23 protein-coding genes and 1 pseudogene are annotated in these 21,016 nt (G+C 70.1%); 13 read left to right on the top strand and 11 right to left on the bottom strand.

Going from position 1 to position 21,016, the window contains the following annotated elements; all coding sequences use genetic code 11:
* The first annotated feature begins 91 nt into the window (after positions 1-91).
* From ACZ7OH_RS09220 to ACZ7OH_RS09200, 5 genes and pseudogenes are all read left to right on the top strand, one after another.
* Positions 92-1,096: a zinc-dependent alcohol dehydrogenase family protein gene (locus tag ACZ7OH_RS09220; protein ID WP_470280400.1), complete on the top strand. Its 1,005-nt coding sequence runs from the start codon at positions 92-94 to the stop codon at positions 1,094-1,096.
* Positions 1,089-2,423, top strand: a complete 1,335-nt coding sequence (locus ACZ7OH_RS09215; RefSeq protein ID WP_470280399.1) for an ABC transporter substrate-binding protein — start codon at positions 1,089-1,091, stop codon at positions 2,421-2,423. Before ACZ7OH_RS09220 ends, ACZ7OH_RS09215 begins: the two co-directional genes overlap by 8 nt.
* Positions 2,423-3,355, top strand: coding sequence for a carbohydrate ABC transporter permease (locus tag ACZ7OH_RS09210; protein WP_470280398.1), 933 nt, complete (start codon positions 2,423-2,425; stop codon positions 3,353-3,355). The genes ACZ7OH_RS09215 and ACZ7OH_RS09210 overlap by 1 nt, the downstream gene beginning before the upstream one ends.
* A pseudogene (locus ACZ7OH_RS09205) lies at positions 3,352-4,193 on the top strand (carbohydrate ABC transporter permease). The gene ACZ7OH_RS09210 and the pseudogene ACZ7OH_RS09205 overlap by 4 nt, the downstream one beginning before the upstream one ends.
* A 2-nt stretch (positions 4,194-4,195) precedes the next feature.
* A complete protein-coding gene (locus ACZ7OH_RS09200; RefSeq protein WP_400900431.1) occupies positions 4,196-5,269 on the top strand; it encodes an ABC transporter ATP-binding protein in 1,074 nt (357 codons plus the stop codon).
* 56 nt (positions 5,270-5,325) lie between these two features.
* Here ACZ7OH_RS09200 and ACZ7OH_RS09195 read toward each other — a convergent pair whose 3' ends face one another.
* Genes ACZ7OH_RS09195 through ACZ7OH_RS09185 form a run of 3 tightly spaced genes read right to left on the bottom strand, consistent with a single transcriptional unit; the run spans position 5,326 to position 7,989 of the window.
* On the bottom strand, positions 5,326-5,520 hold the full coding sequence (locus tag ACZ7OH_RS09195; protein WP_400900429.1) for a ferredoxin: 195 nt from the start codon (positions 5,518-5,520) through the stop codon (positions 5,326-5,328).
* A gap of 37 nt (positions 5,521-5,557) precedes the next feature.
* Positions 5,558-6,757: a cytochrome P450 gene (locus ACZ7OH_RS09190; RefSeq protein ID WP_470280397.1), complete on the bottom strand. Its 1,200-nt coding sequence runs from the start codon at positions 6,755-6,757 to the stop codon at positions 5,558-5,560.
* A gap of 11 nt (positions 6,758-6,768) precedes the next feature.
* Entirely contained in the window at positions 6,769-7,989 is a 1,221-nt protein-coding gene (locus ACZ7OH_RS09185; RefSeq protein ID WP_470280396.1) for a cytochrome P450, read from the bottom strand.
* A 178-nt stretch (positions 7,990-8,167) separates the two neighbouring features.
* Between ACZ7OH_RS09185 and ACZ7OH_RS09180 the strand changes: the two genes are divergently transcribed.
* Positions 8,168-8,818: a TetR/AcrR family transcriptional regulator gene (locus tag ACZ7OH_RS09180; RefSeq protein WP_400900423.1), complete on the top strand. Its 651-nt coding sequence runs from the start codon at positions 8,168-8,170 to the stop codon at positions 8,816-8,818.
* Between the two features lie 243 nt (positions 8,819-9,061).
* Positions 9,062-9,751: a GH12 family glycosyl hydrolase domain-containing protein gene (locus ACZ7OH_RS09175; protein WP_470280395.1), complete on the top strand. Its 690-nt coding sequence runs from the start codon at positions 9,062-9,064 to the stop codon at positions 9,749-9,751.
* On the opposite strand, the gene ACZ7OH_RS09170 is transcribed toward ACZ7OH_RS09175, so the two are convergent.
* From ACZ7OH_RS09170 to ACZ7OH_RS09145, 6 genes are all read right to left on the bottom strand, one after another.
* The gene (locus tag ACZ7OH_RS09170) at positions 9,717-10,154 is read right to left on the bottom strand and encodes a hypothetical protein (RefSeq protein ID WP_470280394.1); all 438 of its coding nucleotides are present in this window, start codon (positions 10,152-10,154) and stop codon (positions 9,717-9,719) included. The two genes, ACZ7OH_RS09175 and ACZ7OH_RS09170, sit on opposite strands and share 35 nt — an antisense overlap.
* A 43-nt stretch (positions 10,155-10,197) precedes the next feature.
* A complete protein-coding gene (locus tag ACZ7OH_RS09165; RefSeq protein ID WP_470280393.1) occupies positions 10,198-10,560 on the bottom strand; it encodes a hypothetical protein in 363 nt (120 codons plus the stop codon).
* A gap of 72 nt (positions 10,561-10,632) precedes the next feature.
* Positions 10,633-11,499, bottom strand: a complete 867-nt coding sequence (locus ACZ7OH_RS09160) for an aldehyde dehydrogenase family protein (protein ID WP_470280392.1) — start codon at positions 11,497-11,499, stop codon at positions 10,633-10,635.
* Entirely contained in the window at positions 11,492-12,925 is a 1,434-nt protein-coding gene (locus ACZ7OH_RS09155) for an aldehyde dehydrogenase family protein (protein WP_470280391.1), read from the bottom strand. Before ACZ7OH_RS09155 ends, ACZ7OH_RS09160 begins: the two co-directional genes overlap by 8 nt.
* The gene (gene deoC / locus ACZ7OH_RS09150; RefSeq protein WP_470280390.1) at positions 12,925-13,899 is read right to left on the bottom strand and encodes a deoxyribose-phosphate aldolase; all 975 of its coding nucleotides are present in this window, start codon (positions 13,897-13,899) and stop codon (positions 12,925-12,927) included. The genes ACZ7OH_RS09155 and deoC overlap by 1 nt, the downstream gene beginning before the upstream one ends.
* Positions 13,900-13,983: 84 nt before the next feature.
* Positions 13,984-14,598: a DUF1707 SHOCT-like domain-containing protein gene (locus tag ACZ7OH_RS09145; RefSeq protein WP_470280861.1), complete on the bottom strand. Its 615-nt coding sequence runs from the start codon at positions 14,596-14,598 to the stop codon at positions 13,984-13,986.
* 86 nt (positions 14,599-14,684) lie between these two features.
* On the opposite strand from ACZ7OH_RS09145, the gene ACZ7OH_RS09140 reads away from it, so the two are divergent.
* The 3 genes from ACZ7OH_RS09140 to ACZ7OH_RS09130 are packed head-to-tail and all read left to right on the top strand — an operon-like array spanning position 14,685 to position 16,678.
* Positions 14,685-15,107 (top strand): protein-tyrosine phosphatase family protein, encoded by a 423-nt coding sequence (locus ACZ7OH_RS09140; protein ID WP_470280389.1) that lies wholly within the window; start codon positions 14,685-14,687, stop codon positions 15,105-15,107.
* Positions 15,108-15,112: 5 nt separating this feature from the next.
* Positions 15,113-15,736, top strand: a complete 624-nt coding sequence (gene upp, locus ACZ7OH_RS09135) for a uracil phosphoribosyltransferase (RefSeq protein ID WP_285455977.1) — start codon at positions 15,113-15,115, stop codon at positions 15,734-15,736.
* 3 nt (positions 15,737-15,739) lie between these two features.
* Complete coding sequence (locus tag ACZ7OH_RS09130) at positions 15,740-16,678, top strand: pentapeptide repeat-containing protein (RefSeq protein WP_470280388.1); 939 nt, start codon at positions 15,740-15,742, stop codon at positions 16,676-16,678.
* On the opposite strand, the gene ACZ7OH_RS09125 is transcribed toward ACZ7OH_RS09130, so the two are convergent.
* Positions 16,660-18,039 (bottom strand): hypothetical protein, encoded by a 1,380-nt coding sequence (locus ACZ7OH_RS09125; RefSeq protein ID WP_470280387.1) that lies wholly within the window; start codon positions 18,037-18,039, stop codon positions 16,660-16,662. The genes ACZ7OH_RS09130 and ACZ7OH_RS09125 overlap by 19 nt on opposite strands.
* Positions 18,040-18,115: 76 nt before the next feature.
* Between ACZ7OH_RS09125 and ACZ7OH_RS09120 the strand changes: the two genes are divergently transcribed.
* Both ACZ7OH_RS09120 and ACZ7OH_RS09115 read left to right on the top strand, forming a co-directional pair.
* On the top strand, positions 18,116-18,691 hold the full coding sequence (locus ACZ7OH_RS09120; protein ID WP_470280386.1) for an RNA polymerase sigma factor: 576 nt from the start codon (positions 18,116-18,118) through the stop codon (positions 18,689-18,691).
* Positions 18,688-19,938 (top strand): hypothetical protein, encoded by a 1,251-nt coding sequence (locus ACZ7OH_RS09115; protein WP_470280385.1) that lies wholly within the window; start codon positions 18,688-18,690, stop codon positions 19,936-19,938. Before ACZ7OH_RS09120 ends, ACZ7OH_RS09115 begins: the two co-directional genes overlap by 4 nt.
* Here ACZ7OH_RS09115 and ACZ7OH_RS09110 read toward each other — a convergent pair.
* Complete coding sequence (locus ACZ7OH_RS09110) at positions 19,911-20,528, bottom strand: TetR/AcrR family transcriptional regulator (protein ID WP_470280384.1); 618 nt, start codon at positions 20,526-20,528, stop codon at positions 19,911-19,913. The genes ACZ7OH_RS09115 and ACZ7OH_RS09110 overlap by 28 nt on opposite strands.
* An 83-nt stretch (positions 20,529-20,611) precedes the next feature.
* Between ACZ7OH_RS09110 and ACZ7OH_RS09105 the strand changes: the two genes are divergently transcribed.
* Positions 20,612-21,013, top strand: a complete 402-nt coding sequence (locus ACZ7OH_RS09105; RefSeq protein ID WP_086673859.1) for a MerR family transcriptional regulator — start codon at positions 20,612-20,614, stop codon at positions 21,011-21,013.
* Positions 21,014-21,016: the final 3 nt, after the last annotated feature.

Below are 21,016 nucleotides of genomic sequence, written 5' to 3'. Positions count from 1 at the left end.
CGTAACACCGAGGTCAGTCCTGTAATGCCTTTACGTGTTCTCGACGCCATAGGTCAACGCCGCTCATATGAGCGCGAGAAAGGGGCTAGGCATGCGTGCCGCCATCGTCGACCGGCCCGGTGAGATCAGGGTCGGCGAGGTGCCCGATCCGAAACCCGCGGAACGTCAGGTCGTCGTCAAGGTCGGAGCGTGCGGAATCTGCGGGACCGACCTGCACATCGCGGACGGGCACTTCCCGCCCACCCCGTACCCCATCGTCCCCGGGCACGAGTTCGCCGGGGAAATCGTCGAGCTCGGCGCGGACGTGCCGGGCGAGTGGAAGGTCGGCGACCGCGTGGCCGTCGACCCGTCGCTGTTCTGCGGCTACTGCGGCCCGTGCCGCGCCGGCCACGGCAACCTCTGCGCGAACTGGGGTGCCACCGGCGACACCGTCAACGGCGCCTTCGCCGAGTACGTCGCCGTTCCGTCGTCCACCTGCTACCGCATGCCCGACTCGATGACCTGGGAACAGGGCGCGCTGGTCGAGCCCGTCTCCTGCGCGGTGCACGGCGTGCGCCGCGTCGGGGTCGAAGCCGGCGAGCGCTTCCTCGTGGTCGGCGCCGGCACCATGGGCCTGATCATGCAGCAGCTGCTGCAGCGCTCCGGCGCGCAGGTCACGGTGGTCGACCGCAACGAAGCCCGCCTGCCACGGGCGAAAAGCCTCGGTGCCGTCGCCACCGCGAAGGACGTCAGCGACCTGAACGGCGAGAAGTTCGACGTCGCCGTCGACGCCACCGGCGCCGCGCCCGCCATCGAAGCGGCCTTCGACTCGATCCGCCGCGGCGGCCGGCTGCTCGTCTTCGGCGTCGCACCGGCCGAAGCCCGCGTCGCGCTTTCGCCGTTCCGCATCTACAACGACGAGATCACCATCGTCGGCTCGATGGCCGTGCTGCACAGCTTCGGCACCGCGCTCGACCTCGTCGCCTCCGGTGCGATCGACACGGATTCGCTGCTCACGGACACGCTGCCGCTGGAGCAGTACCCCGAGGCGCTGGCCAAGATGCGCAGCGGCTCGGGCCTCAAGGTGCAGGTACTCCCGGGAGGCGGCCGTGCGTAAGCTCCTCACCCTCTTCGCCGCGACATCGCTGCTGGTCACCGGCTGCGCGGGCGCCGGCTCGATCGGCACCGGTAACTCGACGCTCGTCATCGCGATCGTGTCCAACCCGCAGATGAAGGACGCGATCTCGCTCGCGCCGGAGTTCGAGAAGGCCACCGGCATCAACCTGAAGTTCGTTTCGCTGCCGGAAAACCAGGCCCGCGCGAAGATCACCGCGTCGACCGCCACCGAGGGCGGCGAGTTCGACGTCGTCATGATCAGCAACTACGAGGCCCCGCAGTGGGCGGCCAACGGCTGGCTCGAGAACCTCGAACCGCACATGGCGGCCACCCAGGGCTACGACGAAGGCGACTTCATCCCCAGCATCAAGCAGTCGCTGTCGTACCAGAACCAGATGTACGCGGTGCCGTTCTACGGCGAGTCGTCGTTCCTGGCCTACCGCAAGGACCTCTTCGACAAGGCCGGGATCACCATGCCGGCCAAGCCGACGTGGCAGCAGATCGCCGACTTCGCCGCGAAGCTGGACGACAAGGCCGCCGGCGTCAGCGGCATCTGCCTGCGCGGCAAGCCCGGCTGGGGCGAGAGCCTCGCGCCGTTCACGACCGTGGCCAACACCTTCGGCGCGCAGTGGTTCGACAAGGACTGGAACGCCAAGCTGACGTCGCCGGAGTTCACGCAAGCCGCGAACTTCTACGTCAACCTCATCCGCGAGCACGGCGAGGTCGGCGCCTCCAGCGCCGGGTTCTCCGAGTGCGGCACGCGCTACACCCAGGGCCAGGCCGCGATGTGGTACGACGCGACGGTCATGGCGGGCACCAACGAGGACCCGTCGAGCAGCAAGATCGTCGGCAAGTCCGGGTACGCGCCCGCGCCGGTCGTCAAGACGCAGGCCAGCGGCTGGCTCTACACCTGGGCCCTGGGCATCCCGAAGGTCGCCAAGGACAAGGACGCGGCCTGGAAGTTCATGGCCTGGATGACCGACAAGGCGTACGTGCAGAAGGTCGGCCAGACCTACGGCTGGAACCGCGTCCCGCCGGGCGTGCGCCAGTCGACGTACGACATCCCCGATTACGCGAAGGCCGCGGCGGCCTACGCGAAGCCGACGCTCGACGGCATCGCGGACGCGAACCAGCAGAAGGCCATGGCGAACCCGGTGCCCTACCCCGGCATCCAGTTCGTCGGCATCCCCGAGTTCCAGGACCTGGGCACCCGGGTGAGCCAGCAGCTCTCGGCGGCGATCGCCGGCCGCGAATCGGTGGCCGACGCCCTGAAGCAGTCCCAGGACTACGCCCAGACGGTGGGCGACTCCTACAAGGCGGTGCAGTGATGTCCACGCTCTCCGTAGACACGCCCCAGTCCCACACGCACGCGAAGGTCGAGGAGAAGAAAGGCCTGAGCACCGCGGCCAAGCGGCGGCTGCCGCTGCTGCCCGCGCTGATCTTCGTCATCGCGGTGACGCAGCTGCCGTTCCTGCTCACCGTGTTCTACTCGTTCCAGTCGTGGAACCTGGTCCGGCCGGGCTCCCGGCATTTCGTCGGCCTGAACAACTACATCGACGTCTTCAGTGACACGACGTTCCTGGTCGCGCTGCTCAACACCGTCGTGCTGACGGTGGTGTGCGTGCTGGTCGCGCTGCTGCTCGGCCTCGGCCTGGCGATCCTGCTCGACCGGAAGTTCTTCGGCCGCGGTGTCGTCCGGACGCTGCTGATCACGCCGTTCCTGATCCTGCCGGCGGCCGGCGCGCTGCTGTGGAAGACCACGGTGTTCGACCCGACGTACGGGCTGCTGCACTTCGTCTTCGGCACCGACACCGACTGGCTTTCGGAGTTCCCGCTGGCCTCGGTGATGGCCCAGATCGTGTGGCAGTGGACGCCGTTCATGATGCTGCTCATCCTCGCCGGCCTGCAGAGCCAGTCCAAAGAGGTCCTCGAAGCGGCCTCTGTGGACGGTGCCAGCCGGTGGCGGACGTTCGCGTCCATCACGCTGCCGCACCTGTCCCGGTTCCTGCAGCTGGCGACGCTGCTGGGCGCGATCTACATCGTGAACAGCTTCGACGCCATCTTCCTGATGACCCAGGGCGGGCCGGGCACGGCCAGCACGAACCTGCCGTACTACATCTACCAGCGCGCGTTCGAGGGCTTCGACGTCGGCCAGTCGTCGGCGATGGGCGTGATCGTGGTGATCCTGACGATGATCGTCGCGACCTTCGCGCTGCGCCTGATGTTCCGCACCTTCTCCGTGAGCGGAGGGATCAAATGACCACGGCCGTCGCGGCACGTCCCCGCAAGAAGCAGTACGGCAAGGGCTCGCTGACCCTGGCGACCTGGGTGCTGGCGATCCTGTTCGTCTTCCCGCTGCTGTGGATGATCCTCACGGCGTTCAAGCAGGAGGCGGACGCCTACACCGACCCGCCGAAGCTGCTGTTCACCCCGACGTTCGACCAGATCTCCAACGTCCTGAACGGCGGGTTCCTGCCCTACGTGTCGAACTCGGCGTTCGTCACGATCCTCTCGACGATCCTGGTGCTGCTCTTCGGCGTCCCGGCGGCGTACGCGCTGTCGCTGGCGCCGGTGAAGGGCACGTCGAACGCGCTGGCTTCTTCCTCTCGACGAAGATGCTGCCGATCGTGGCGGCGATCATCCCGCTGTACATCATCTCCCAGAACACCGAGCTGCTGGACACGGTGTGGGCGCTGGTCATCCTCTACACGTCGATGAACCTGCCGCTGGCCATCTGGATGATGCGGTCGTTCTTCCTCGAGGTGCCGCACGAGATGATCGAGGCGGGCCGGATCGACGGCGCGAACCTGCCGACGCTGCTGCGAAAGATCATCATGCCGGTGGTGGCGCCCGGGATCGCGGCGACCGCGCTGATCTGCGTCATCTTCTCCTGGACCGAGTTCTTCTACGCGGTCAACCTGACGGCGGCGCGAGCCGGCACCGTGCCGGTGTTCCTCGTCGGGTTCATCACCAGTGAGGGTCTGTACTGGGCCCAGCTTTCCGCCGCCGCGCTGCTGGCCTCGCTGCCGGTGATGATCGTCGGCTGGATCGCGCAGAACCACCTCGTCCGGGGTCTCTCGATGGGAGCGGTGAAGTAGTCATGGCAGCTGTCAGTTACGAGCAGGCGTCGCGGATCTATCCTGGCTCCCCGCCGGTGAAGGCGGTCGACAAGTTCGACCTCACGGTGCCGGACGGTGAGTTCCTGGTGCTGGTCGGGCCGTCGGGGTCCGGGAAGTCGACGGCGCTGCGGATGCTCGCCGGGCTGGAGGACATCGACGAGGGCGCCATCCACATCGGCGACCGGGACGTCACGCACCTGCCGCCGAAGGACCGGGACATCGCGATGGTGTTCCAGTCCTACGCGCTGTACCCGCACATGACGGTGGCCGAGAACATGGGCTTCGCGCTGAAGCTGCGTGGACTGTCCAAAGCGGACATAGACGCGAAGGTGGCCGAAGCGGCGCGCCTGCTGGATCTCTCGAAGTTCCTGGACCGCAAACCGAAGGCGCTGTCCGGTGGGCAGCGGCAGCGCGTCGCGATGGGCCGCGCGATCGTGCGCGAGCCCAGCGTGTTCCTGATGGACGAGCCACTGTCCAACTTGGACGCGAAGCTGCGCGTGGAGACCCGGGCGAACATCGCCCAGCTGCAGCGGCGCCTGGGCACGACGACCATCTACGTCACGCACGACCAGGTCGAGGCGATGACGATGGGCGACCGGGTGGCGGTGCTTCGCGACGGAGTCCTGCAGCAGTGCGCGTCGCCGCGGGAGCTGTACGAAAACCCGACGAACTCGTTCGTGGCGGGCTTCATCGGCTCACCGGCGATGAACCTGGCGACGCTGCCGCTGACCGAGGGCGGCGTCCGGCTGGGCGACGTCGTGCTGCCGCTGCCGCGCTCGGTGCTTTCGGCCGCCGGCGACCTGCGCGAGGTCGTCTTCGGCGTCCGGCCGGAATCGCTGGAGCTGGTCTCCGAAGGCGGCTTCGAGCTGGTGGTCGAGCTGGTGGAGGAACTGGGCGCGGACGCGTACCTGCACGGCAAGGTGGGCGACGACCGGTTCGTCGTCCGGGTGGACGGCCGCACGCCGCCGCGGATGGGCGACAACGTCCGGGTCGGGCTGCGCGGCGAAGGCGAGACCCACGCCTTCCACCCGGAGACCACGCTCCGCCTGTCCTGAAAGAAGGCCACGGCCACCTCGCGGCAACCCCTTACCCGCGAGGTGGCCGTTCCCCGTCACTCCTGCAGGGAGAGAGCCTGGCTGGGGCACACGTGCACCGCTTCGCGGGCCTTCTCGACCAGGTCGCCCTCGGGCTGGTCGTCGAGGACGATGACCGTGCCGTCGTCCTCGCTCTGGTCGAACAGCGCGGGCTCGGTGAGCACGCACTGCCCGGCGCCGACGCACTTCCCGGTGTCCGCGATGATCTTCATGGTCCTTCTTTCCTGTGGTGGGATGGCAGTCCGATCTCTACCAGGTCACCGGCAGCCGGTACAGGCCGTAGATGTTCGCGTCGTCCTTGAACGGCAGGTCGTCGACGTCCGCGGCCAGGGCCAGCGTCGGGATGCGGCGGAAGAGCGTGTCGAACACGATCTGCAGCTCCATCCGGGCCAGGTTCTGGCCGAGGCACTGGTGCGGGCCGAAGCCGAATGCCACGTGGTGGCGGGCGCCGCGCTCGATGTCCAGCTCGTCGGCGTTCTCGAACGCGCGCGGGTCGCGGTTCGCCGCGTAGCCCAGCGCCAGCACGCCTTCGCCGGCCTTGATCAGCTGCCCGCCGACCTCGACGTCCTCGACGCACAGGCGCGCGGTGGCCGCGTCGACGATCGTCCAGTAGCGCAGCATCTCCTCGACGGCGTCGAGCGTCTTGCCCGGGTCGGCCTGGATCGCCGCGAGCTGCTCCGGGTTCTGCAGGAACGCCACGGTGGACAGCGAGATCATGTTCGCCGTCGTCTCGTGCCCGGCGACGAGCAGCAGGAAGCCCGTCGCGGCCAGCGACTCCCGTCGGTAGGTGCCGTCCTCGCGGAGCTTGACGATCTGCCGGCCGAGCAGGTCGTCCGGCGGGTTCGCCTCCTTCTTCGCGATGAGGTCGGCCATGTAACCGCGGATGGTGTCGAAGGCCGCCCGGCGCTCCTCGGGCGAGGTCGTCCGCTTGATCAGCTTGGCCGTGTGCTCCTGGAAGAAGCCGTGGTCGGCGTACGGGACGCCGAGCATCTCGCAGATCACCAGCGACGGCACCGGCAGCGACAGCGCCTCGACCAGGTCACCCGGCTTCGGCCCGGCCAGCAGCGCGTCGATCTGCCCGTCCACGATCTCCTGGATCCGCGGCCGCAGCGCCTCCATCCGGCGGACGGTGAACTCGCCGAGCACGGCCTTGCGGGCCGGCCCGTGCTCAGGCGCGTCCATGGTGATCATGGTGCGCTCGTCGCCCTTCCGCCGGAACCCGCCCTTGACCAGCTGCGGGAAGTCCGGGTGCTGCCGGTCGGCGCTGAACCGGCGGTCGTTCAGCACGGTCCGGACGTCCTCGTGCCGGGTGACCACCCAGGCCCAGCCGCCGTCGGGCAGCCCGACCTTCGAGACCGCCTCCTCTTCGCGGATCTCCTCGTACGCCGGCGGCGGCGCGAACGGGCAGGTGCGGGTCATCGGGAACTCGTGCTTTTCGACGGTGGTCATGACTTCCCCCTTCACCAGGTCACGGGCAGGCAGTAAAGACCGAAGATCTGCGAGTCGTGCTTGTACGGGAGCTGGTCGACGGGCGCGGCCAGCTTCAGCTCCGGGATGCGGCGGAAGAGCGTGTCGAACACGATCTGCAGCTCCATCCGGGCCAGGTTCTGCCCGAGGCACTGGTGCGGGCCGAAGCCGAACGCGACGTGGTGGCGCGCGCCGCGCTCGAGGTCGAGCTGGTCGGCGTCCTCGAACGCCGTTTCGTCGCGGTTGCCGGAGTAGCTCAGGCCCAGGACGCCCTCGCCCTCGCGGATCAGCTGGCCGCCGATCTCGACGTCCTCGGTGGCGACGCGCGAGGTCGCGAACTCGGCGATCGTGAAGTACCGCAGCAGCTCCTCGACGGCGTCGAGCGTCTTGTCCGGGTCGTTCTTGATGATCGCCAGCTGGTCCGGGTTCTCCAGCAGCGCGACCGTGCCGAGCGAAATCATGTTCGCCGTCGTCTCGTGGCCGGCGAGCAGCAGGAGGAACGCGAGCGAGACGAGCGAGTCGTGGTCGACGTCGCCGTGCTCCTCGCGCTGCTTGCGGACCTGGCGGCCGAGCAGGTCGTCGGTCGGCTCGGCCTCCTTGGCGCTGACCAGCTGGTCGAGGTAGCCCTGCATCTCCTCGACGGCCTGGATGCGCGCCTCCTGCGTCACCTCCCGGTTCAGCAGGGTGGAGCTGCGGGACTGGAAGAACTCGTGGTCGGCGTACGGGACGCCGAGCTGCTCGCAGATGACCAGCGACGGCACCGGCAGGCTGAGCGCGGAGACGAGGTCGGCGGGCTTCGGGCCGGCCAGGATCGCGTCGATGTGCTCGTCGACGATCTGCTGGATCCGCGGCTGCAGCGCCTTCATGCGCTTGACGGTGAACTCGCCGACGACCTCGCGGCGGGCGGTGGTGTGCTCCGGCGCGTCCATGTTGATCAGCGACGCGGTGAAGCGGCGGCGCTGCGGCCGGCCCTGCTTCGTCAGGATCGGGAAGCCCGGGTTGAACCGGTTCGAGCTGAACCGCGGGTCGGTCAGCATCTGCCGCACCTCTTCCAGGCGCGTGATGGCCCAGGCCTCCGAGCCGTCGGGCAGGCCGACGCGCTGGACCGGGCCCGCTTCGCGCAGCTTTTCGTACGCCGGCGGCGGGGCGAACGGGCAGCTGCGGACGAGCGGGAAGACGTCGCCCTGGGTGGTGGGTTCGGCGACTTCGGTCATTTCGGGCCCCCTAAAACGGACGTAAAGTATGCGGAGGATTACATTCCGGTTCCAGGTCCAAGGTACCGAAGCGGAAGGAAGTCGTCCACTAGCTAACGGGTGACCCGATGTGGATCCGGTGTGTGGCCGCTTGACCATGCGAGAATCAGGCCGCGCGATTCAGCGGAAGGCGAACGGCATGACGGCAGACCCCGAGACCACCCTGCGGGCGGACGCGCGCCGCAACCGCGACCAGATCCTGGCCGCCGCGAAGTCCATCTTCGCCGTCTCCGGGCCCGAGGTGCCGATGGAGGAGATCGCCCGCGCGGCCGGCGTCGGCGTCGGGACGCTCTACCGCCGGTTCCCGGACCGGGACGCGCTGGTGCGCGCGGTCGCGATGGACAACTTCGAGCGGGTGCTGATCGACGCCCGGGCGATCGCCGCCGAGGAGACGTCGTCGTGGCGCGCGCTCGAGCGGCTCCTGCGGCAGTCGGTCGAGCTGCAGCTGAGCGTCCAGCTGGCGATGGTGTCGCACCGGGCGCTGGCCATCCTCAAGCACGATCCGGAGGTCCGCCGGCTGCGGGACGAGATCCTGGTGGTCATGGACGAGTTCGTCGACGGGGCGCAGGCCGAGGGCAAGCTCCGCCCGGACGTCGGCTCGGGGGACATCGCGATCCTGTTCGCGACGCTGCTGCGGCAGATGCGCGCGAAGTCGCCGGAGGTCGCGGAGATGGCGGCCCGCCGGTGCGTCGGCATCATGATCGACGGCCTCAGCGCGCGGCCGGGCACCGAGCTGCCGGGCCGCCCGATCACGTCGCACGACCTGGACCCCGCGGAAGACCACGCCTGATTCCCGCTTTTTCGTGTTAGGGTTCCGCCTCGTTCTGCCGAATTGTGGTCATGGGCGGGAAAAATGCGACGAAGAATGCCGGCCTGGTTGTTGGCGATTCCCTTTCTGGCGGTCGCGGGCTGCGGTTCCGGGCCGGTCGCCGGCGCGGCCGCTCCCGTATCGACACCGGCGTCCCCTTCGCCGAGTTCGTCCGTCGCGCCCCCGACGTCGGTCCCGGTCTCGGCCACGCCGTCTTCCCGTGCGGTGGTACCGACTCCGACCCCGCCGTCGACGACACCGGTGCGCGGCTGCCGGAGCCCGGAGTTCTCGACGTCGGAGGCCGACGGCGGCTGGTCGGACGGCGGCTACTACGTCCACAACAACATGTGGAACACGGCCGAGGCGGGCCCGGAAACGCTGCGCGCGTGCGCGTACGACAACTGGTACGTCGAATCCAGCCAACCGGACTCGACGTCGGTGAAAACCTATCCGAACGTCCACAAGGACATAAACGACCAGAAGGGGAAACCGTTCAACGACTATTCGGTGATCCGCTCGACGTTCGCCGGCCGCGGCCCGGGCGTGGGCATCTACGACGTGGCGTACGACCTGTGGCTGAACGGCGTCGGCGACGGCAAGGGCGTCAGCGAGCTGATGGTGTGGACGGAGAACCTGAAGCAGCAGCCATCGGGCGACAAGCTGGCGACGTACACGGCGGGCGGTCTTTCGTACGACGTGTGGGCGGACGACAGCGGGTACGTGGCGTTCGTGTCCCGGTCGACGCAGTACTCGGGCAGCATCGACCTGCAGGCGATGATCGCGTGGGCGATCGGGAAGGGGCTGGTCCCGCCGAACCCGACGGTGAACCAGATCGGTTACGGGATCGAGTTCTGCTCGACGGGTGGCGGGAAGGCGCGGTTCACACTGACGGACTTCTCGGTGACGATGAGCTGAGGCGGTAGGCCCGGCGTACGGAGAACGACGTCACGCCGGCGGCGATGACGGTGAGCGCGGCGACGACGAAGGCCGTGACCACGGTGCTCGCCGTGAGCGGCGCGGTGCCGCCGCGCCCGCCGGCACCGACGACGATCAGGCAGCCGAAAGCATCGGTCACGATCGCGAACCACCACATCGCCAGCACGAGGTTGCGCACGCCGGTGACGAACGACGGCGTCAGCTGCCTGGCAAGCGCACGCGAACGGGCCATGAGCGCGCCCACACCGGCGAGGAGCAGCGCGAATCCGCCGGCGCCGAGGAAGATCAGCCCGAAGTAGACGAGCGGATGGGTCCGCGCGGGCGCGGCGACGCCGAGCCACGCCAGGGCGATCCAGTCCGCCAAGGCCAGGATCACGGCCATGGCACCCGCGGCCGGTCTTGGCGGCCAAGAGGTGCTCACTGCATCACGTGCCAATCCGACTTGTCCTGCATGACCCCGAGTTCCGAGATCGCGGGCCCCGCGGGTCGACCGCCAGTTCACCGGGCGTGCTTCCGTCGTGGAGCTTGCGCAGCACGTCGGTCAATTCGCTCTCGATCTCCGTGGTCGCGCCGTCGAGCGCGCGGGGGTCGAGGGATCTGCGCCAGTCGCGGGCGAGCCGGACCGCGGCGATCGCCGCGTCCGCCGTGACGAGTACTTCGACTACTCCGTCCGGATCGCTCCCGGACAGCGTCGGCTCGTCCTCCGGCGGCGCCTCGGGTGTCGGCGCCGCCGGTTCGTCGTCCCAGTCCTTGTACTCTTCGAAACCCCATCGCGGTTGATCGGCCACCAGCTTCCCTCTCGTGTCGCTGTGTGATCGAGAGGTTACCAATAGTCCGAATGGCTGTCTTGGTTACTGCTTTCAGACGCCCAGCGGGTGCCAGACCGTCTTGGCCTCCAGGTACCGCCGCAGGCGGGTCATGTCCGGCGCCGCCGTCCAGTCCGGTTCGGCCGCCGGGACCGTCAGCACCCTCTTCACCGTGTTCGCCGCTTCGCGGGCCAACTCCGGCCGGTCGTCCGGGGACGCTCCCGTCGGGTCCAGCGCATTGACGTCCCCGTGGGACGCCAGCCACGGGCCCAGCTCCGCGGCCCGTCCCGTCAGGATGTTCGCCACTCCACCCGGGACGTCCGACGTCGCCAGGACTTCCGACAGCGTGATCGCCGGCAGCGGGCGCTCCGCGCTCGACACCACCACCGCCGTCGAACCCGTGGCCAGGACCGGGGCCAGCACCTCGACCAAACCCAGCAACGACGAGGACTGCGGGGCGAGGACGCCCACCACGCCCGTCGGTTCCGGGACCGTGAACGAGAAGTACGGGCCCGCCACCGGGTTCGCCGCGCCGAGGACCGTCGCGATCTTGTCCGTCCAGCCCGCGTACCAGACCCAGCGGTCGATCGCCGCGTCCGCAATGGACTCGGCCTTCCTCGTCGCCAGACCCTCCGAAGCGGACACTTCCGCGACGAACTGGTCGCGGCGGCCCTCCAGGACCTCGGCCACCCGGTAGAGCACCTGGCCGCGGTTGTACGCCGTCGCCGCGGCCCAGCCCGGGAAGGCCTTGCGGGCCGCGACCACCGCGTCCCGGACGTCCTTGCGGGACGCGTGGGCCGCGTTCGCGAGGAACTTTCCCTTCGCGTCCGTCACCGGGTAGACCCGGCCGGACTCCGAACGGGGGAACTTGCCGCCGATGTACAGCTTGTACGTCTTCGCGACGGAAATCCGGTCAGACATTCAGGTACGCCTCCAGCCCGGTGCGGCCGCCTTCGCGCCCGAAGCCGGATTCCTGGTAGCCGCCGAACGGGGCGGCGGGGTCGAAGCGGTTGAAGGTGTTGGCCCAGACCACGCCGGCGCGCAGCTGGTTCGCCATCCACAGGATCCGGGAGCCCTTTTCGGTCCAGATCCCGGCGGAAAGCCCGTACGGCGTGTTGTTCGCCTTCGCGACGGCCTCGTCCGGCGTGCGGAACGTCAGCACCGACAGCACCGGGCCGAAGATCTCCTCGCGCGCGATCCGCATCGACTGGTGGACGTTCGCGAACACCGTCGGGGCGAAGAAGAACCCGCGGTCCGGGACCGGGCACGGGCTGGTCCAGCGCTCCGCGCCTTCGGCGTCACCCGCCTCGACGAGCCCGCGGATCTTCGCCAGCTGCTCGGCGGAGTTGATCGCGCCGATGTCGGTGTTCTTGTCCAGCGGGTCGCCGATGCGCAGCGTCGAGACGCGGTGGTGCAGCTTCTCCAGCACCTCTTCGGCGATGGACTCCTGCACCAGCAGGCGCGAGCCCGCGCAGCAGACATGGCCCTGGTTGAAGAAGATGCCGTTGACGATGCCCTCGACGGCCTGGTCGAGCGGCGCGTCTTCGAACACGACGTTCGCCGCCTTGCCGCCCAGTTCGAGGGTCAGCTTCTTCGGCGTGCCCGCGACCTGGCGCTGGATCGCCTTTCCGACCTCGGTGGAGCCGGTGAAGGCGATCTTGTCGATGCCGGCGTGCTCCACGATGGACGCGCCGATGTCGCCGGCGCCCGGCAGGATGTTCACCACGCCCGGCGGCAGCTCGGCCTGCTGGCAGATCTCCGCGAAGACCAGCGCGGTCAACGGCGTCGTCTCGGCCGGCTTCAGCACGACCGTGTTGCCGGTGGCCAGCGCGGGCGCGATCTTCCAGGCCAGCATCAGCAGCGGGAAGTTCCACGGGATGATCTGGCCCGCGACACCGAGGGGCTGCGGGTTCGGGCCGTAGCCCGCGTACTCCAGCTTGTCCGCCCAGCCGGCGTGGTAGAAGAAGTGCGCCGCGGCCGTCGGGACGTCGGAGTCGCGCGACTCCTTGATCGGCTTGCCGTTGTCGAGGCTTTCCAGCACGGCCAGCTCGCGCGAGCGCTCCTGGATCAGCCGCGCGATGCGGAAGAGGTACTTGGCGCGCTCGGTGCCCGGCATCTTCGACCAGACCGAGTCGTACGCCTTGCGCGCGGTCTTGACCGCGGTGTCCACATCGGACTTCGACGCGGTGCCGACCTCGGCGAGGATCTCTTCGGTGGCCGGGTTGATCGTCTTGAGCGGCTCACCCGAGCCGTCGACGAACGCGCCGTTGATGAACGGCTTGTAGTGGTCCTTGAGGTTCGCGATGGCGCGCGACTCCGGCGCCGGTGCGTACTCGAAAACTGGCATCAGTCCACCGTCACGTAGTCGGGGCCGCTGTAGTGGCCGTCCACCTGGGTGCGGCGCTGCAGCAGCAGGTCGTTGAGCAGGCTGGACGCGCCGAAGCGGAAGAGGTCCGGGGTCAGCCACTGCTCGCCGGCGACCTCGTGCACGGCGACCAGGTACTTGATCGCGTCCTTCGTGGTCCGGATGCCGCCCGCGGGCTTGACGCCGCGCAGCTCGCCGGTGCGGACGTGCCAGTCGCGGACGGCCTGCAGCATGATGTGCGTGACCGGCAGCGTCGCGGCGGGGGAGACCTTGCCGGTGGACGTCTTGATGAAGTCCCCGCCGGCCAGCAGCGCCAGCCACGACGCGCGGCGCACGTTGTCGTACGTCGCCAGCTCGCCGGTCTCGAGGATGACCTTCAGGTGGGCGTCGCCGCAGGCGGCTTTGATGGCCTGGATCTCGTCGAAGACGTCCATATAACGGCCCTCGAGGAAGGCGCCGCGGTCGATCACCATGTCGACTTCGTGCGCGCCCGCGTCGACGGCGATCTTCGTGTCGGCCAGCTTGATCTCGCGGCTGGTGCGTCCGGCGGGGAAGCCGGTGGCAACGCTCGCGACGTGGACGCCGCTCTTGCCGAGCGCTTCGACGGCCGTCGCGACCATGTCCGGGTACACGCAGACGGCGGCGACGCGCGGGGTGTCCTGCCGTTCGGGATCCGGGCGGACGGCCTTGGCGGCGAGCGCCCGGACCTTGCCCCGGGTGTCGGCGCCCTCCAGCGTGGTCAGGTCGACCATGGAGATGGCGGTGTCGATGGCCCACCGCTTGGCGTCCTTCTTGATGCTGCGCGTGCCGAGGCCCGCCGCGCGCTGCTCGACGCCGACCTGGTCGACACCGGGCAGCCCGAGCAGGAAGCGGCGCAGGCTCGCGTCATCGCGAGTCGCGTCCACCAGCGGTGCCGGGGTGGCCGGCGCCGCTGACGTGCTGGTCGTGGCTGTCATGCGCCTGAGTCTAGGCGGCGGGTCCGGCACCGCGAGCCCCCGTTGGTTGTGACGCTGGGTGCGTGACGCGTCACAACGCCGAGGTCAGGCCCCTTCGATCTGCGGCGGCTCGTCCCGCTTCGCGGGCTTCCGGTACACGACCACGCCGCCCCAGAAGCCGAGCCCGTTGATCTTCACCGTCGGTGCCGTCGGCGGGGCCGGTGGCGCCCCGGACTTGTCCTCCAGGACGAACCCGCCCATGAACCCGATGCCCGTCACGTCGACGTTGATGTCGTCCGGGACCGTGATCTGGATGCCGCCCATGATCGCGATCGCCGTGATCGTGCTGTGGCGGTCGGCGAAGCGGGCCTGGCGCAGGTCGATCTCCGTGCCGCCCCAGAACGCGAAGCTCGTGTGCTGCGGGGGCAGGACCCAGCTGCCCTTGCGGACCGCGCCGGACATCACGCCGATCGACACCGGGCTGCCCGGGTGGCCGCCGATGCGCTGGTCGGGGAAGCCCAGGGCGCGCGTGGTCGCCGGCTCGACCGCCCCCGACGTCGACGGCAGGTCCTCCGTCACGGGTTTGAGCTCGCCGACCGTCTTCGCCGCGTACACCGTCGAAAGGCGTTCTTCCAGCTCGTTGACCGTGATCCGCCCTTCCGAGAGGGCGTTGTGCAGCACCTGGGCGACGCGTTCGCGGTCCGCGTCGGAAGCCCGCATCTGGTCGGGCGTCAGTTCGCTCACCCGGCGGAGCTTAGCGGCGAAAACCACCCACCGTGTCCACCTTCAGGAGGACACTGACCCCTATGGTCGAGTTTCCGGACGGAACCCGCGTAAGGGGGCGAGGTCTCGCCCGCCCGCGACCCGACGAACCCGAGCCGGACTTCGGGCTCTACCTGGGCACCAGCCGGCTGCGGCGCAAGCACGGCGGGGGCATCACCTGGCCGCACGAATGGGTCACCTGGCCCGACTTCCTGCTGCCGACGAACCCAACAGAAGCCCGCCGCCAGATCAAGGCCCTTCACGAAAAAGCGCAGACCGAGACCGTCGAAGTCGCCTGCTACGGCGGTGCGGGCCGGACCGGCACGGTGATGGCCTGCCTGGCGATCCTCTCCGGCGTCCCCGCGGACCAAGCCGTCGCCTGGACCCGAGAGCACTACCACGAACGCGCCGTCGAAACGCCCTGGCAGCGCGGCTGGGTGAAGAGCTTCGCGAAACGGCTAGATTGACCCGCATGGATGTGCACGTCGTCGATCACCCCCTCGCGAAGGCCCGGCTCTCCACGATGCGCGACGCGCGCACCGACAGCGCCGCGTTCCGGGCCGCGCTGCACGAGCTGACCGTCATGCTGGTCTACGAAGCCACGCGCGACGTGCCGGTCAAGACCGAGCGGATCCACACGCCGGTCGCGCGCACCGAGGGCTACACGCTGGCCAAGCCGCCGCTGCTCGTCCCGGTGCTGCGCGCCGGGCTCGGCATGGCCGACCAGGCGCACAAGCTGATCCCGGACGCGCAGATGGGCTTCGTCGGCCTCGCGCGCGACGAGGAGACGCTGAAGCCGACGCCGTACCTGGAGTCGCTGCCGGAGTCGCTCGCCGACCGGCCGGTCATGGTGCTCGACCCGATGCTCGCCACCGGCGGCTCGATGGAGTACACGATCCGGCTGCTCACCGACCGCGGCGCCGACGACGTCACGGCCATCTGCGCGCTAGCCGCGCCGGAAGGCCTGGCGCACCTCGAAAAGACCGGCCTGCCGGTCCGCGTGGTCACCGCGAGCATCGACGAGCGCCTCAACGACTCGGGGTTCATCGTCCCGGGTCTCGGCGACGCCGGTGACCGCCAGTACGGCGCCGTCTGAGCCTTGCCGGTACTCAAGTGGCGGTGGGTCGCCGCCGCGGGCGCCGCGGTCGCGGTCGTCACGGCCGGGCTGCTGTGGTTGCTGCTGGGCTGGTCCGGGACGCCGGACGCGCCGGTGCGCATCGACGCCGTCAAGACGGCGTTCGGCATCGGCGCCGGCGCGGGCGGCGTCTTCGCGCTGTGGCTGGCGGCGCGCCGCCAGCGCACGATGGAGCTGCAGCTCGCCGAGACGACCCGCGTCGCGGGCGTGACCGAACGCGACCTCGAAGAGCGGCGGGTCACCGAGCTGTACACGAAGGCCGTCGAGCAGCTCGGCAACGACAAGGCACCCGTGCGGCTCGGCGGGCTGTACGCGCTGGAGCGGCTCGGGCAGGACAACCCGAAGCAGCGCCAGACGATCGTGAACGTGCTCTGCGCGTACCTGCGGATGCCGTTCAAGGCCCCGGACTTCGGGCTCAAGGGCAGCGCGGCCCGCGACCTGGCCGACGACCCCGGGGACAGTGAACTGCTCGTCCGGCTGGCCGTGCAGGAGCTGCTCAAGACGCACCTGACCCAGGACGCGGCGGGCTACTGGCCGGGGATGTCGATCGACCTGCAGCGAGCCACGCTCGTCGACTTCCGGCTGAGCGGCTGCACCCTGGCCGCCGCCGACTTCAGCCGCGCGCATTTCGTCGGTCAGCTCCACATCCGCGGCACGCGCTTCACCCGCCAGGTGGGGTTCTACGGCACGGAGTTCCGCGACATCGTGAACTTCGACCGGTCGGTCTTCGAGGAAGGCGCTTTCTTCTCCCGGGCGCACTTCGCCGGCAACGTCCGCTTCACCCGGATCCGCTCTGGGGGCCGGTTCGAGTTTTCGCGCACGATCTTCGAGGAGGGCGCCGACTTCGAAGGCGGCGAACACGCGGAACTCGATCTCGCGGACGCTCAGTTCGGTACCAGGTAGAGGTCCTGCTTCCCGAGCGTCGGCGCGTCGAGCGTCCAATGGGCGAGCGCGTCCGGCGGCGGGCTCGGCAGGCGCCGCAGGACCAGGTCGGGCCGCCGCGGCCGGACGTCGAAGTCGAAGAACGCGTAGTCGACGCGTAGCGCCGCGCGCACCCAGCGGTTCCCCGCCCCGCGGGCTTCGATGGCCGCGGGGAGCAGGCCGCGGTCGGCGAAGACGTCGACGATCGCGCACTCGCACTTGTACGCCAGCACGCCGATTTCGCCGGCGCTGCCGATCACCCGGCCACCGGCCAGACCACGCAGGTCGCGGCCGATCTCGGCATAGCGAGTCGTCGACGCGTAGTTCGACGTCAGCGGCGCGAACTCCCGTGACGAGCCCGCGTATGCGACCACGGAAGCGGCCACCACCGCGAGGACGGCTCCGGTCGCGACGCGGTGAGAAGCCGCCCACGCGCAGGCGCACACCGTCGCCGCGGTGATCACCGGCCCGTAGTACCAGTGGTAAGGCGGAACGTTCAGCAGCACGTACGCGCCGTAGTAGAGCGCGCCGCCCAAGGCCAGCGACCTGAACGGCCGCAGCCGGAACGCGAACGGCACCACCGCGAGCGGCAGGAACGACAACACGGTCGTCCACCAGGCGGTCCGGGCGTAGAAGAGCGGGCCGTTGCCGAAATCCCAGTCGCCCCAAGCACGTTGCGCGCCCTGCAGCGTCTTGATCACGACCGTGTCGGGCACCGCAGCGCCGAGCACGACCCAGCTGAACACGAACCACGGCAGCGCCACCAGGACGGCGGCGAGCACCGCCCGGCCGGAGCGCACGGAGAAGCCCAAGACGACCGCGAAGATCAGCAGGTCGAGCCGGACGAGCGCGAGCGCGCCCGCGGCGAGCCCGAAGGCGAGCGGACGCCGTTCGGCCGCGAACACCGTCACCCACCCGAGCACCGCCGAGCCGAGCGCGACCTCCAGCCCGATCGACGACAGCAGCAGCGGGTTCACGGTCAGCGCCGCGAACGTGAGCGCCGGGAACCAGCGCGGCAGCGCCGTGCCGAGCCGTCGCAGGGCCAGGACCAGCGCGACCTGGCTCAGTACGTACAGCACTCCGGCCGCGAAGACGGCGTCCCGCACCACGAACGTCAAGGCCGCCAAGGCGAGGACGTTCGCCGGGGACGTCGCGGAGTTCGACGTCGCGTCGGCCAGCAATCCCCAGTGCCCGTGGAACGCGAGGTTGCGCGCGTACGCGAGCGTGATGAACGTGTCGTCGATGAGGTGCTGGCGGCCCAGCGCGAACACCAGCGCCGACACGCACGCGACGGCCGCGGGCAGCCGCAGGCGAAGGTTGTCCGTGGTCCGGACCTGCTCCATGATCACGACCGGAAGTGGCCGCCGGGTCCGCGGGAGTTGCGCGCAACATCCCGGCCGGTGCCGGCCACTGAGGGGTGTGACCAGCCATGCGACGGGGGCGCCGGTGGACGATCGGGTCCTGTGGGACCGGGCCGCGGGCGGCGATGAGACGGCCTTCGGCGAACTCTTCGAGCGGCACGCCGAAGCCGTCTGGAACCACGCTTACCGGTTGACCGGGTCGTGGAGCGCCGCCGAGGACCTCACCTCGAACACGTTCCTCACCGCCTGGCGCCGTCGCGCCGACGTGACGCTGGTGCGCGACAGCGCCCTGCCGTGGCTCTACACGGTGGCCGGCAACGCCGCCCGCGACGAGCACCGCGGCGCGAGACGGCGGCTGCGGCTGCTCCGGAAGATCCCCGACCCGCCGGTGGTGTCCGACCACGCCGACGCGGTCGCCGAACGGCTCGACGGCGAGGAGCGGCTGCGCGAGATCGTCGAAGCCGTGCGGGCGCTGCCGAAAGCGCAGCGCGCGGTCGTCGAGCTGTGCCTGCTCGGCGACCTGAGCGTCGCCGACGCGGCCGCGGCGCTGGCCGTCGCCGAGGTCACCGTCCGCGCCCACCTGTCCCGGGCCCGCGCACGCCTGCGCACGCTGCTGAAGGAGGCAGAGAAATGAGCGACGACCTCGGTCTCCCGCCGCGGCGCGCGCTGCCGGACGACGTCCGCGACCGGCTGCGCGTCGAAGTCCGCCAAGGCATCGGGAAGCGCCGGCCGCCCCGCGTCTGGTACGCCGCCGCGGCCGCGGTGCTCGTCCTGGCCGCGGGCGCGGTCGTCGCGACGCGGCAGCTGCGGCAGCCCGCCGAGGTTCCGCCCGCGGTCACCGGCGGCCTGACGCTCGACGTCCGGCTCGCGACGACGGCGCTGGATCGCTGCTGGGCGGCGGTCCAGGCCGCCGGCAAGACGGACCGGGTGCCGCCGCGCGAGGAGTGGGTCCCGCTGTTCACTGAGGTCCTGGCGGCGGACTCGATGGTCGCGGCGACCGCGGCGGGCAAACCGATGTTCTGCGAGACGACCGAGACGACCGTGACGCTGTCGGACCCGGCGGCCACGCCCGCGTACGCGCCGGGCACACGCACCGGGCTGCTGCTGCGCAGCCCGACCGGGCTGGTCGGCGGGGTGCTCGACCCGGCCTGGCCGAAGGCGAGCCTCGCCGTCACGACGCCCCGGGGCTCGAGCGGGAACGAGCTCGAGGCCTCGCCGGTCAGCCGCCAGTTCGCGGCGTTCACCCGCGTCGGGCCCGGCCCGGCCCGGATCGCGCTCGCCGACGTCGGCGCCGGAACGCCCCGGCAGGTGGACCTGCCGGGCGCGCCGGCGCCCCTGCTCGCGGTGACCGACCGACCGGAGCCGGCCGACCGCACCTCACCGGCGGGCCGGGTGCTGGGGGACTGCCTCGCCGACGCCGACGAGGTGGTCCCGGACGCCGCGGCCTACCGGCCCGGGCCGCTCCTGCAGGACGACGACTACCAAGTCGTCACGGGCCGCCGGGGTGACCGGGTGATCGTCTGCACGCGGGAGCCGGACTACCAGCACCCCGGGCAGACCCAGGCCCGCGTGTACCCGGACTTCGTCGAGAACCGGCAGGCCCCCGCGCGGGTCCTCGGGGTGAGCACGCTCGGCGCCGGCGAATCGGGCGCTCCGGCGGGGAAGGCCCGCAACCCGGTCGTCGTGGCGCTGCCCGCGACGGCGACCGGGGCGGCCCTGGACTTCGGCCCGGGGAGCGAAGCCGACGTGGTGGTCGTCGACGGCATGGCGCTGGCCTGGCGCCCGGCCGGCGTCGCCGTGACCCCGGACGCGACCTTCCACGTCCGCGCGCGTGACGCGCTCGGCCGGACCGTCTACGACGGGTCGTTGCGGCTGCTCTGAGGGCGCAGCCAGCCGGAGGCGTTCGCGCGCAGGGCCGTTTCGTAGGAGCCCGTGACGTCGAACTCCTCCGGCAGGTTGCCGGTCAGCTCGAGGGAGACGAGCCCGTGCACGACGGCCCAGCAGCCGACCGCGACCGTCTCCGGCGGGACGTCGAGGAAGACGCCGTCGGCGATCGCGCGGCGGATGATCGCCTCCAGCGGCTCGAGCGTCTTGCGGGCGAGCTTCTCGGCGTCTTCGTTGGGCTCGAACCCGGGCACCGACCTGGTGAACATGATCCCGTAGAGGTTCGGGTCGGCCAGCGCGCTGGCGCGGTAGGCGCTGCCGAGCGCGACGAGGTCCTCGACCGCGTCACCGGTCAGCGCGGTGCCGGCCATGCGGGCGCCGAAGCGGCGGAAGCCTTCGGTGTAGAGCGCGTTCACCAGATCGGGCTTGCTGCCGAAGAGGGAGTACACGGCGGTGGTCGACGTCCCGGCGTCGGCGGCCAGCTTCCGCAGCGAAAGCGCCTTCGGCCCGTCGGCCGCGATGAGCTCACCGGCGCGGTCGAGGAGCTTCAGCCGGAGAGCTTCGTCGTGTGTCCGTGGTCGAGCCATCTACGCAGCGTAGTGCAACACTGTTATTTATGGCTAGAGTGAAGAGTTGACCTGGAGTGCACTCCAGGTCGTAGTGTCGGCTCATGAGCTACTCGATAGCGGAAGCCGCGCGACGTAGCGGACTGTCGATCGACACTCTCCGGTACTACGAGCGCATCAAACTGCTCGACCCGCCCGCCCGGGACACCGCGGGCCGCCGGGCGTACTCCGACGACGACCTCAACTGGCTGGGGTTCCTGACCAAGCTGCGCACCACCGGGATGCCCATCAAGAGCATGCGCGAGTACGCGTCGCTGCGCCGCCACGGCGTGGCCAGCGCGGGCCGCCGCAAGGCCCTGCTGGTGGAGCAGCGCCGGTCGGTCGCCGAGCGGATCGCCGAGCTGCAGGGGTGCCTCGACATCCTCGACTACAAGATCGACAACTACGCCCAGGTCGAGCGCAACGTGCTCGGCGTGGAACCCGGCAGGGAGGAGATTTCCGCGTGAAGA

This window comes from Amycolatopsis sp. NPDC114478 (genome assembly GCF_055633805.1).
The sequence above is the reverse complement of the archived record's forward strand: the minus strand, read 5'-3'. Positions and strand labels throughout refer to the sequence as shown.